Consider the following 13051-nt stretch of genomic DNA (forward strand, 5'->3'; position numbering starts at 1 on the left):
CTGACCAGCTCAAGGGGAAGGGAATGAGTGAAGAGATTCTGATGAATATCACGCCAATGGAATCGCGTGTGGCGCTGGTTGAAAATGGGGTACTTCAGGAAATTTACATTGAGAGAGCCTGTAGTCGAGGCATTGTCGGTAATATCTACAAGGGCAAAGTAGTCCGGGTTCTCCCCGGAATGCAGGCTGCTTTCGTGGATATCGGTCTCGAAAGGGCCGCTTTTATTCATGCCAGTGAAATTGCTCCCCGCAATGAGAGAGACAATGATGATCAATCGGAGCGACCGATTGTCGCGCTCGTTCATGAAGGTCAGTCGCTGGTTGTCCAGGTTACCAAAGATCCCCTGGGAACAAAAGGTGCCCGCCTGACCACACATATCTCTATCCCTGCCCGCTATCTGGTACTGATGCCTCATAATAATCATGTAGGCATTTCCCTGCGCATTGAAGATGGAGAAGAGCGCGAGCGTCTCAGAAAGCTGGTTGAAGAAGGCATGAGTGACGACGGGGAAGATCAGAAAGGCGGCTTTATTCTCAGAACAGCAGCAGAAGGTATTACCGAGGCAGAAGTGAAGGCCGATATTCTTTTCCTGAGAAGGCTATGGCAGACCATTGAAGAAACGGTTAAGGAAAACACGGCTCCGGCCACGATTTATGAAGACTTGCCTCTGCACTTGAGAACTATGCGTGACCTGGTGGAACCAGATATCGAGAAAATCCGAATTGATTCCAGGGAGACCTTCAATAAGGTCTCCAAGTTTGTCAAAAAACTGGTGCCCCTGGTGGATGGCAGGGTGGAATATTATCCGGGCGAGCGTCCAATTTTTGATCTGTTTGGGGTCGAAGACGAAATCAACAAGGCGCTCAGTCGCAAGGTGCAGTTGAAGTCAGGCGGCTATCTGATTATCGACCAGACTGAGGCCATGACCACGATTGATGTCAACACAGGGGCTTTCGTAGGTCATCGTAACCTCGAAGAAACTATCCTTAAGACCAATCTGGAAGCATCTGTAGCCATTGCCCGGCAGTTACGACTGCGAAACCTGGGCGGCATTATTATTATTGATTTTATCGATATGGAAGACCCGGAGCATCAGAGGCAGGTGCTGAGAACCTATGAGAGATCTCTGGAGAAAGATCACGCCAAAACCAACATCACTGGCGTGAGTGAACTGGGGCTGGTGGAAATGACCCGTAAGAGAACACGGGAGTCGCTGGAGAATGTGCTCTGTGAACCCTGTCCAACCTGTGATGGTCGTGGCACATTGAAAACAGCTGAAACAGTGTGCTATGAAATTTTCAGAGAAATTCTTCGAGCTGTTCGCGCTTATGATAGCCAGAGTTACACCGTTCTGGCATCTGAACAGGTGGTGGACCGCCTGCTGGATGAAGAGTCAAGTAATGTGGCAGATCTCGAAGAATTTATTCAAAAACCGATTCGTTTCCAGGTTGAACCCATATACAGCCAGGAACAGTTTGATGTGGTGCTGGTATAACCGGGAATAGGAACTCGTCAATGAAAAACAGATGGCCTGGTATTTTATGAGGTCAGATTCAAGACTGGTAACTTACCTCAAGTCTGCCGCTCTATGGAGCTTCCGCCTGGTCATGGCGGCCCTTCTTTTAATTGTATTGCTGGTGGCCGGGGTCCGGATTTTTATCGGATCCCTGCCCTTGTTGCAAGACTATCTGGTTGAATATCTTAACAACACGCTCGACACTTCTTTCGCTGTCGATCAGCTGGACGCCAACTGGGCTGGGGGTACTCCTACTCTCAACATCAAAGGGTTGACGCTTCAGGGCAATGCTTCTGAAGCTCCCGGTTTTGCTATCGAGCGCCTTGATCTCGAGCTGGATTTTAAAGCCAGTCTGATGAACCGGGCTCCGGTCTTTTCCTATCTGGAAGCAGAAGGTGTCACTCTGGCCATTGAGAGCGACAGTGATGGCGTGTGGTCACTCAGAGGAGTTCAATACATCCGTGACGACGGCAAGGGCTTTAACCTGCACAAAACTCTGGAGTTATTACAGCTTCAGGAACACATTGATGTCACCAATTTTTCCCTGACAATGCAGCCTTATGGCAGTGAGCCGCTGATTATTGATACCCGCTATTTTTTCTTGGTTGAAGAAGCGTCAGATCTAAAGCATCTTCAGACCAGAATTGTGACACAACAAGGGAGTCTGGAGTTCAAAGCATTGGGCAAGGGGATTGAAAGAAATGACATGACCTGGACCGGGCTTATCAAGGCCAGTGCACTGGACCTGGCTCCCTGGTCTGCGCTCTTTTCACAAGACATTCTTCAGTTGAAAGCCGCTCATTTGAAAAGCACGGAGTTGAAAACCGCACAATTGAATCTCGATGCTGAGTGGCAATATCTCGATGGTCAGTGGCAGTTGCAGGGAGATTTGAATCTGTCATCGATTGTCTACCAGAAAGATCAGCAACTGCTGCCGAATGCTGCTTTGTCGACTGAGCTTTCACTGGCGAGTAATTATCTGATTGGAAGTACAGACTGGCAGCTTGGGCTGCAAAATATGAGTCTGACGTCCGGCGAGCATCATCTTGGTCTTAACATCAAGATTCATGGCAAGAGGGAAAGAGAGCCGACTTACACGACTTCGGTTAACTCTGTTGATCTGGCAGCGCTCAAATCTTTTCTGGTCAATACTCAGCTAATGCCAGAGCTGGCTGATGAGCTGTTCACTATTCTCAACCCGGCAGGTGAGCTCGATAACATATTTGCCCAATACCACCCTGATAAGCCACTTAGGGAGCAGCTGGATCTTTCTGCGAAACTGAAAGACGTTTCAGTGGCAGCCTGGGAGGGAGCACCGTCTGCTTCAAACGTCAATGGCCATCTAAAAATGGGCATGATCAGCGGCTATTTTGACCTGGATACAGAAAATTTTACATTGGGGCTGACCAAACTGTTTCGCGATGTCTGGCACTTTGATACTGCCCAGGCAAGGCTGAGTTGGGATGTACTGGATAAGAAGAATTTCTTTCAGCTGAGTAGCGATGATATCACCATAAAAGCACCCGAGGGTAATCTCAGTGGTCGGCTGAGGCTCGATATTCCCCTGGATGGCAAGGAGCCCATTGTCATGGACCTGAATGTGGGCATGAAAAACGGTGATGCCAGCTATACGCCAAAATACCTGCCCAGCCATCTGCCAACGCTTTCAAAAGAGCTGGTCGAGTGGCTTGATTCCAGTATCAAAGGGGCCGAAATTTACCAAGGGCGCTTTACCTACGATGGTCCGCTGGAAGACACTGACGACTCTGATGCTGTGAAGTGGGGACTCTATTTCGATGTCAATAAAGCGCGTCTGGATTATGATCCTGACTGGCCAGAAGTCTATGACGCCCGGGGACAAGTGTGGTTGGATAACGACAACATCAAGATTGAATTGGCCTCAGCAAAGTTATTGGCTGCAAAGCTCAGTCATGTCCAGGCTGATCTGGCGCTGGATAAAAATCTGGATTTGAATATCTCTGGTCAGGTGGCCGCTACAGGCACGGATCTCGAAAAGCTCTTGACAGAGACCCCCATAGCTCAGCGGCTGAAGGGAGAAGCAAAGAAGTGGACGATTCGTGGAGACCTGAATGGCAGCATTCAGTTAGGGATTCCACTTGAGCGTACCATGGATACGTCAGTTGACGTAAGTATGGAAACATCGGGAGCGTATTTTGGCATAGATGCGGCGGACATCCAGATTGAAGACATTGAAGGTGTCTTGAATTTCAGTACTGAAACCGGATTGTCTGCTGAAAAAGTGAGGGGTCGCTTTCTGGGTGATGCTGTTGAGGCTCGAGTTTACACCGATATGAAGAATAAAACTGAGCCTGAAGTCCATGTCCACTGGAACGGTTCTGTTTCTGCTGAAGGACTTCAGCAATGGCTTCAGCTGGATGCTCTCAGTTTTCTCGAAGGTGCTAGTCACTACAAAGGCGAGTTAATACTGGGCGGCAAGCCTGCTGACCTTCAGTTGAAAGTGACCAGTGACATGAAAGGCATGGAAATCGAGCTTCCGGCGCCTCTAAAAGTAGCGGCTGGCCAGACAGTGCCTTTTGAACTGCGTCTTAATCAATTCACTCATCGAGGTGAACTGGATACTGCTGTTTTGGATATAGTTCTTGGCAGGACAGCACAGGCCAGAATTCAGTTTGAGAATGGCTTCAAGTATAAGTCTGCTGTCGTTCTGCTTGGCAATAAAGGTAAATTGCCGACTATGAAGCCCGATAAAATTGTACTGTCCGGGCAACTATCCAAACTTGATCTGATGCCATGGAAACGTCAGTTTGAAGGGCAGCCGGGTGACACAACAGAAAAGACTCTGGTGAGTCAGATAGAAGTCCGTCAATTGAAGATTGACCGACTCATCTGCAATAAAGAAACTCTGAATAATCTGGTGTTTAACCTGTCTCATGAAGCCCGTGGCACACGTCTTGATTTAAGCAGTGACACGATAGATGGTAGTTTGATAATACCTGAGGATCAGAAGCAACCCTACCAACTGAATTTGAAAAAGCTGCATTTTTCCCAAGATCCTGCAAAGAATGAAGCTACTGCCGGGCATAAAGGTGTATTGGCTGATATCCGGCCTTTAGATCTGCCCAATGCTAATGTCTCCATTAGCTCTCTTAAGTTAGGCAGCAGGAATCTGGGTTCAGTTGCTTTTGGTTTGAGACCCTTTCCTGATGGCAAGCGTATTGAGAATCTGAAAATCAATCTGCAGAAGATGGAGTTATCCGGAGATCTGGACTGGACCTCTATCAATGGTCAGCAAAGAACTTTTTTTAATGAGCATCTGACGGGGTCGGGAATTCAGGCTCTTCAGGAAGCTCTGGGTATCTCACCTTTTGTTTCAGCAAAGAAGACGACCATTGAGGGAAAACTGGCCTGGGATGGACCTCCGATGGGTATCAATATGGCGTCACTGACAGGTGCCGTTCGACTGAAGCTGGAAACTGGCACCCTGCAGAAGTTGGAAGGGGGAGCCGGAGCTTTGAAAATGTTCGGCATCCTGAATATGGAGGCACTGACCCGACGTCTGCGACTGGATTTTTCTGACCTCTACAAGAAAGGCATCAGTTTTGACCGTATGGACGGGGTCGTGCGGTTCAACGAAGGGCTTATCACTTTCGATAAGCCGCTTGAAATTCAGGGGCCTTCATCGAACTTCAAGATGGATGGTCACATAGACACTCTTTCCGAGAGGATGGATATGAGTCTGGTTATTACACTTCCTCTATCGTCTAATCTGCCAATACTCAGTGTTTTGCTGGGGTCTGCGCCTCAGGTGGCTGGTCTGATTTATCTGGCGGATGTGCTGGTGGGCAAACAAGTGGATCAGCTGGCCAGTATTCGCTACCGGATCAAAGGTTCTTTTGATAATCCTGAAGTGACTCTGGATCAGTTATTCTCCGGCAAAGCCCGAAAACCAAACCAGACAGAGATTCCCAAGCGGAAAAAACCCTGACTCAAAAACAGGATTAAGCAAAATGAGAATGCTTTTTCTATCTATAGGTGTGACAATCTCACTATAACGACGTCTGCCCGCTCCGAATTCATAGGGGCAGGCTATGGATAATAGCAAAGGCCTGAATAAACTATGACCGACATTCTTACACAGGCGCGAAATCATTTGCTGGCGCCGGCAAATATCGGTGACAACGAATTGGGCAGAGTACTTGACAGTATTCTCGGCCATTCGGTAGATGCTGCGGACCTCTACTTTCAGTCCACACGCCATGAAGCCTGGTCGTTGGAAGACAGTATTATCAAGGAAGGCAGCTTCAATGTAGACCGGGGTGTGGGTGTACGTGCTATCAGCGGCGAGAAAACCGGTTTTGCCTATTCCAACGAAATTATATTACCGGCCCTGGAGCAGGCTGCGGGTGCGGCTCGCAGTATTGCCCGTCAGGGGCAGGAACATCAGATTCAGGCCTGGAACCGCAGCCAGCCACTGGCTTTATATGGCATGGATAATCCTTTGGATTCTATGAGCCGTGAAGAGAAAGTGGCACTACTCAAGGCTGTTGATCAGGAAGCCAGAAAAGCGGATCCAGCGGTTAAGCAGGTGAATGTCAGCCTGGCGGGGGCCCATGAAGTGATTCTGGTGGCTGCTTCTGATGGTACACTGGCAGCAGACATTCGCCCGCTGGTTCGTATGAGTGTCAGTGTTATTGCCGAGAAAGATGGCCGTATTGAGCGAGGTTCTGCCGGTGGTGGTGGCCGTGGTGACTATCTGCAGTTTATCCGGAATGACAAAGGTTTGGGCTACGCCCGTGAAGCGGTGCGACAGGCTCTGGTGAATCTTGAGGCCGTTGCTGCTCCGGCTGGGACCATGCCAGTGGTATTGGCTCCGGGCTGGTCGGGTGTTCTCTTGCATGAAGCCGTAGGTCATGGTCTGGAAGGCGATTTTAACCGTAAGGGAAGTTCTTCCTATTCGGGTCGCATCGGTGAAAGAGTTGCTTCCCCACTGTGCACCATTGTTGATGATGGCACTCTGACAGGCCGCAGAGGTTCCCTGAATCTTGACGACGAAGGCGTACCGACCGAATCAACGGTTCTGGTTGAGAACGGTATCCTGAAAGGTTACATGCAGGACAAGCTGAATGCTCGTCTGATGGGTGTCGCTCCAACGGGTAATGGACGTCGGGAGTCTTATTCTCATCTGCCCATGCCGCGAATGACCAATACTTACATGCTGGCCGGCAAGAGCGATCCGGGTGAGATTATTACCAGTGTTGACAAAGGTATCTATGTTGCCAATATGGGCGGTGGTCAGGTTGATATTACTTCCGGCAAATTTGTATTCTCTACCAGTGAGGCTTACCTGATTGAGAATGGCAAGATCACTACCCCGGTTAAAGGCGCTACCCTCATTGGTAATGGTCCTGATGTGATGAATCAGGTCTCCATGGTTGGTAATGATCTTGAGCTGGATCCGGGCGTTGGCGTCTGCGGTAAAGACGGCCAATCTGTGCCTGTTGGCGTGGGCCAGCCTACGCTGAAGATTGATGAAATCACGGTAGGCGGAACGGCCTGATCATTATGGGAAGTGGCCGGTGAAACTGCCTAGGAGCCTGACCGAGAATAGCGCCCGTAGCGAGGACGGCAGAAAATTGAGGATGAAAATTCGGTTTTGTGAGGAGAATAGCGAGCTATTTGACGAACAAAAGCGGATTTTCAGACCAATTTGCTGCCGCCGCAGTAGGGCAGTCTATTCTCGGTCAGGCTCCTAGCAGCCTGTCGAACTTAAGCGCCCGTAGCGAGGATTGCGAGAAATTGAGGATAAAAGTTTCTGCTTCTGAGGAGAATAGCGGTGCTATTTGACGAAGAAGCAGGAATTTTTAGACCAATTTATCGCAACCGCAGTAGGGCAGACTTAAGTCCGACAGGCTGCTAGCTATCGAACTCTGTGGGCAGTTCACGATTTTCATGATGTTGCTTCAGCAAAGCGATGTCAGAAGCAATGGTTCTCCCCTGTGAAAGAGGTGGGAGTTGATCCGGTTCGAAAAAGCCGACCTCTGATATCTCGATATTGGCAGTGGGACTACCGCCCTTGAGTTCGCAGAGAAACAGCATTTTGATCAGGTGATGGGGGTTTGTGGGGTAGTAGGGATGTTTATGAACATCGCGAACAGCCACCAGCTTCCCGGCTTTGACAACATACCCTGATTCTTCCAGAGTTTCCCGTTCTGCTCCCAGGGCCGGAGACTCACAGACGTCGGCCCAGCCACCCGGCAGGGCCCAGCGACCATCAGAGCGCTCTCTCACCAGCAGGATACGACCTTCCTGAAACACCCCGGCCCGGATATCGAGCTTGGGTGTGGTGTAGCCATTCTCAGGAAGAAAAAAATGATCAACTTTTTCAATGGGAGCACCGGCGAGAAGTGCCGTCATTTCGTGGGCAATGCCCTGGAGCTGATGGTAGCGCTCCAGGTCAAAGTCGCCATCAGCATAAGTTATTCCGTTTTGGGCTATAGCGCGAATCTTTTCAGCCCAGTCTATCCATGGATTTTTCTGCATGATATTTGCCTGTCCATTGATGAATCTATTCACTCTAGTACAGTCGGCTGGAGCTGAGTATTACTTTGACAGTTCAGCTTCTACTTCCTCTTTTGTCCGACCAGATCCGAGAAGCGCAGCAAACCTTCGGCTACCGGGTGAGGACTCCAGCAGTACTTTTATGCTGATGGTCAATGGAACTGAGAGCAGCATGCCAATGGGACCCAGTAACCAGCCCCAGATCAGTAACGATAAAAAAACGACCATGGATGAAAGGCCAAGCCCTTTACCCAAAACTCTGGGCTCAAGCATGTTACCAATCAGCATGTTGATCGCGAAATAGCCTGTTGAAACAAATATCGCTTCAGAAAAACCCAGTTGCAGCAAAGTGATCAGAATACCGGGTATCGCCGCCAGTATGGAACCAATGTTTGGAATAAAGTTCAGGGCAAAAGCCAGAATGCCACCGAGCAGGTAAAAGTTAACCCCTTGTGACCATAGCATCAGAGCGACCAGCAATCCGGTGAGCAGACTGATTGCCGTCTTCAGGGCAACATAATGATTGACCGAGGCAACAAATCTTTCGAGATCTTTCAGTTGCTGGTCCGGATTGGGCATGGCGCGGACCAGCTTATTTTTTAGCAGCGGAGCCTCGGCCAGCATGAATATAACCGTCAGAAAGATCAGAAAAGCATAACTGGTGGCACTGCCCATATGACTTAGCATGGACGTTAAAAAGCCAAACAGGGACGAGGTATCCAGTGGTTCAGTGATGGATTTCAGATCCAGATTAATGTTGCGCTGTGCCAGTTTTTCACTGACCTGGTGGATCATCTCGATCGTTTGCTGCTTATACCCTGGCAGTGCTTTGGCGAACTCCTGCAAGGCGCTGCCAATGGAAGCCACAATCATCATCATAGTAATGATAAGCACCGAGACCACTAACAAAATACCCAGCACCCTGGGAATGTGCAGTCGGCTCAAGGCATTAATGGCAGGGTTAAGAAGGATCGCCAGGAAGTAGGAAAACAGCAGGAGAGAGAGTATTTCACTGCCCAGACGGATACCGGCTAGAATAATCACCAGTGAAGCAGCTGTCACTAAATAGCGGCTAATGTTCTGTATTTCGGCTGATTGCATACTTGATTCTTGCTCCTTTTGCCTATGTTCAGGATTCAAGATCTGACTCCTCTGCTTGCAAAAATTGATTGTCATCATCGTTGCCAGCCATGGAGAGTCGAAGGCGAATGCTACGCCGATCCACCTTGGCTAACTTAGTGAGTAAGCCGCCATCTTTATACTAAAATGCTTTCAGAACAGGCTCGCCTGGATGTATCGCAGATGAAGCCGCATCAAGCTTAATCCCGACAAAGGGAGCGTCGCAATGACTGTATACAGGATTTTGAGGAAACCATCAAAAATTAAGTTGTGCCTGATCTCATTGCACAGCATGCCATGGGCAATTGGGCTTGCCTTGGTATTTGTCGTGCAAATTGAAAAGTCGATCATGCACTAAAATCCTAAAGCCAGATATTTGAGGCTAAAGATGATTAAAAATATCTCATGTTTATTTTTAATATCAATAATGGCATTTGCATCTAGCATTGCCTTATCCGGTAATTGCACAATAGTGACAAAAACATATGTAGAAAGCCTTAAGAATGGTAACGAATGCAATGGCATACTGCCATTATTCAGCAACAAGGATGACTTGGTGTATTCACCTAAATATGGAGAAATTACAGCTAAACACTTATTTTGCCATAAGGATAAAGATGTGAAATATGATGTTGTCAATCAACAGCTTTTGACTGACTGCGTGTTAAATTTAACTCTGAATATTGAGGGCATTAATAGCTCATATGTTGATGTTTTTGTGCTTGATGAAAATGGTAAGATCAAATCCTTATCCATTTTTCCTGACCCATCAACATTGTGACTGATATTCACTCCCACCCTCTACGAGGGTGTTGCAAAGCTCTCTCCGGCGTGGGAACGCGTTGACTCCCGTCATTGTCGGCTTCATTCTCGTCATTCCCGCGAAGGCGGGAATCCACACTGACTCTCCACCAGAACCATACTGCCCGGTGTCCCCCTGGCCTTGTCATCCCCGAGAAGGCAGAGATCCACCGTTGGCGCTGGATTCCCGCCTTCGCGGGAATGACGACTTCAGAGCGTGAGAACGAGCTGTTGAAGTTTTGCGACATCCTCTCTACTTGGGTGGGCCTCAGGTCTTGATCCTGCTCCTTTTAGATATGCTGGAGATTCAAGACCCGATCCCGCTGCTGCTCAGGGTAAACCTGAACCCGGTCTCGGAATGAGTGGGTCCGGAAATTTAAGGGGAGCGAGTCATCAGGTGTTCAGGTAACGACTCAAAACGTGCTGTTTGAAGTGATCTGCATTCAGTGGCTCGCCAGTAGCCTTAGTATAAAGTTCATGGGTTTCCAGCTTGCTGCCCTGCTGCCAGATGTTTTCTGTCAGCCAGTTAAATACCGGCTCCAGATCACCATTAGCGATGCGACTTTCTACATCGGGTAATTGTCGTTTAACAGCAGCAAACTGCTGGGCTGCATACATGGCACCCAGAGTATAACTCGGGAAGTAACCGAAAGCGCCCATCGGCCAGTGAATGTCTTGCATGCAGCCGGTGCTGTGATTTTTGCCGGTGGATAGGCCCAGGTAAGCCTGCATTTTCTCATTCCAGATCTGGGGCAGGTCATCCACCTGCAGGTCTCCTTCGATCAATGCCTTCTCGATTTCATAACGCAGGATCACATGCATTGGATAGCTGATTTCATCGGCATCAACACGAATAAAGCCGGGCTTTACCCGGTTGTAGATCATCTCAAGATTGGTCTGGCTGAAACGTTCATCTTCCTGACCTCTTGCCAGATGTTTCACGATCAGAGGCCTTATCAGATGCAGGAACTGGGGGCTGCGGCCCAGTTGCATTTCAAAAAACAGACTCTGGCCTTCGTGGACCCCCATGGAACGATAAGAGCCCAGCGGCAGCGCCCTCAGATCTGCCGGAAGATTCTGGTTATAGCGGGCATGACCTGTCTCGTGGATGGTTCCCATCAGGGATTCAACGAAGTCTCGTTCGTTATAACGGGTTGTGAGGCGAACATCTTCCGGAACCCCTCCACAGAATGGGTGAACACTGACGTCCAGTCGGCCATGGTCGAAGTCAAAACCCAGCAGTTTCATTACATCCAGCCCGAGGGCTTTCTGGCTTTCAGCAGGGTAGTGGCCCTGACTGGCGATCAGAGAGTCATTTTTCTGTTTTTCGACAACGGTTTGCAGGGTTTCTGGCAGCCAGCTCTTGAGGTTGCTAAAAAGGGCATCCAGCTCTCTGGAGGTCATACCGGGTTCATAAAGCTCGAGCATGGCATCGTAGCTTTTGGCACCGGAAGCAGCGGAGCGGATACTGGCCTCTTCACGGGCCAGTTTGACGACTTCTTTCAGGTTTTCGGAGAAGCCTTTCCAGTCGTTTTCCGGGCGCTGGGTTCGCCAGGCATGTTCGCACTTCGAGCTGGCCAGAGACTGAGCTTTAACCAGATCTGCTGGTATGACCGAAGCCTTTCTCCAGCTGCGTTCCATTTCCCGGATAGAACTTTGTATTAACGCATCGTCAGCTTTCTCTCTGGCTTCCTGAAGCCAATGGCCAACCTGTTCTTCAGTCAGCAGTTCGTGCATCAGGCTGGAGAGTTCTGCAAGGGCTCCAGCGCGGGCCTGATTGCCCCCGGAAGGCATCATGGCTGCCTGATCCCAGCTGGCCATGGCAGACAGATGTTGAAAACGGTAAAGCTTGTTGAAACGTTCTACCAAATGGTTGTAAGCCTGGTTCATAGTTCTGGTTCCATTGTTTTGGTTATTGTAACGGTTGAATTCTGTCGAGTAGTCATCCCGGCTTTTGGCCGTTGACAGAGCGAAGCTTCATCCAGTGCAGAATGGTTATCCTATACTAGACTCCTTTTTCTGTCGGCTATTAATTACGGGTAAGATGGAGTCTGAATTTATGCCAAAGCCGTTTTTCCTGACTGTTTCAAAACCTTATTTTCACAAATATAAAGCAAAATGCTTTGTACTTTTGTGCGCTATTCTCTTTGCGACACCCTCAGTCAGCGGGCAGGCGTCTGATGAAGACCCTGCTGTTTGTCAAAAATTTCAACCACCTGAGAGCAAGTCAGGACAATTGGTCGACTGGCTGTTGCGCAATGGCTACGAAATGAAGGAGCAAGGCTGCTGGCAGACCTATATCCAATTGGGCCCCCAGGGAATGCAGGAAGCGGCCATGCACTCGCGTTTTCAGGACCGGGTTCGAATTGCTCTGGCGGTGGCTTCCATTTACTTCTATCAGGGCGATTATGACCAGTCTCGCAAAGTGGCTGAGGAAGCCAGCAACTATGCTCAGGAGCACGAAGAGTGGGATGGATACATTGCCAGCCTGGCTCATTTGTCCGGGGTGGCCAGGGCCCAGGGTCGAGACGAGGCGGCGCTTGGCTATACCAAAAAAGGCATGGGAGTGATAGAGAAACACCCGCCCGTTGACCCGTACCTTAAGGCTAAGACGCTGTATAATCTGGGTGCGTTTCTCAGTGATTCGAATAAACCTGATCTGGGTCGTGCCAGGATAGCATTGGTGAGATCTCTTGCCCTCTATCATCATCTGAAAAATCATTACGAAATCGTCCGTACACACTTGAGGTTGGCAAGAATTGATTACCTTGAAGGTCACTACGACAGTGCTCTGATTGTTATTGAATCTGTAAAAAAACTTGAAGCCCTTGCTGGGGCTGAGAGTCCACGTACCCGGATGCTAACTCACTACATGGCGGCAAAAGTTCATCATCGTCTGGAAAATTGGGACACGGCGAGAGCGGAAGTCCTGAAATCACTGGCTCTGTCTGATCGCATGAATGCCAGGGAGGATGGGAAAAGAGCAAGAGCTTTGCTGGCTGCGATTGATAATAAGACTTTCGTTAACGATTAGTGCAGCTAAGCGTTAATATCCGTACCATTTCAACTTGCTC

9 protein-coding genes are annotated in these 13051 nt (G+C 49.1%); 6 read left to right on the plus strand and 3 right to left on the minus strand.

Going from position 1 to position 13051, the window contains the following annotated elements; all coding sequences use genetic code 11:
• Positions 1-23 precede the first annotated feature (23 nt).
• The 3 genes from rng (at position 24) to tldD (ending at position 7056) form a co-directional block, all read left to right on the plus strand.
• Positions 24-1496: a ribonuclease G gene (rng, locus tag ACO6V5_RS00980; RefSeq protein ID WP_422134779.1), complete on the plus strand. Its 1473-nt coding sequence runs from the start codon at positions 24-26 to the stop codon at positions 1494-1496.
• Between the two features lie 31 nt (positions 1497-1527).
• A complete protein-coding gene (locus ACO6V5_RS00985) occupies positions 1528-5484 on the plus strand; it encodes a YhdP family protein (RefSeq protein WP_422411382.1) in 3957 nt (1318 codons plus the stop codon).
• Positions 5485-5616: 132 nt separating this feature from the next.
• The gene (gene tldD, locus ACO6V5_RS00990; protein WP_422134777.1) at positions 5617-7056 is read left to right on the plus strand and encodes a metalloprotease TldD; all 1440 of its coding nucleotides are present in this window, start codon (positions 5617-5619) and stop codon (positions 7054-7056) included.
• A 356-nt stretch (positions 7057-7412) separates the two neighbouring features.
• Here the strand turns inward: tldD and ACO6V5_RS00995 are convergent, their stop codons facing one another.
• Complete coding sequence (locus ACO6V5_RS00995; RefSeq protein WP_422134776.1) at positions 7413-8039, minus strand: NUDIX hydrolase; 627 nt, start codon at positions 8037-8039, stop codon at positions 7413-7415.
• Between the two features lie 60 nt (positions 8040-8099).
• Positions 8100-9197: an AI-2E family transporter gene (locus tag ACO6V5_RS01000; protein ID WP_422134775.1), complete on the minus strand. Its 1098-nt coding sequence runs from the start codon at positions 9195-9197 to the stop codon at positions 8100-8102.
• 367 nt (positions 9198-9564) lie between these two features.
• Here ACO6V5_RS01000 and ACO6V5_RS01005 point away from each other — a divergent pair, with 367 nt between their 5' ends.
• Complete coding sequence (locus ACO6V5_RS01005; protein WP_422134774.1) at positions 9565-9957, plus strand: hypothetical protein; 393 nt, start codon at positions 9565-9567, stop codon at positions 9955-9957.
• A gap of 61 nt (positions 9958-10018) precedes the next feature.
• Positions 10019-10198, plus strand: a complete 180-nt coding sequence (locus ACO6V5_RS01010; protein ID WP_422134773.1) for a hypothetical protein — start codon at positions 10019-10021, stop codon at positions 10196-10198.
• Between the two features lie 172 nt (positions 10199-10370).
• Here ACO6V5_RS01010 and ACO6V5_RS01015 read toward each other — a convergent pair whose 3' ends face one another.
• Positions 10371-11867 (minus strand): carboxypeptidase M32, encoded by a 1497-nt coding sequence (locus ACO6V5_RS01015; RefSeq protein WP_422134772.1) that lies wholly within the window; start codon positions 11865-11867, stop codon positions 10371-10373.
• A gap of 169 nt (positions 11868-12036) precedes the next feature.
• On the opposite strand from ACO6V5_RS01015, the gene ACO6V5_RS01020 reads away from it, so the two are divergent.
• Positions 12037-13011 carry a tetratricopeptide repeat protein gene (locus ACO6V5_RS01020; protein ID WP_422134771.1) on the plus strand — a complete coding sequence of 325 codons (975 nt, stop codon included), beginning with the start codon at positions 12037-12039 and terminating at the stop codon, positions 13009-13011.
• Positions 13012-13051: the final 40 nt, after the last annotated feature.

It is taken from the genome of Endozoicomonas sp. ALD068 (genome assembly GCF_049310145.1).
Lineage (GTDB): Bacteria > Pseudomonadota > Gammaproteobacteria > Pseudomonadales > Endozoicomonadaceae > Endozoicomonas_A.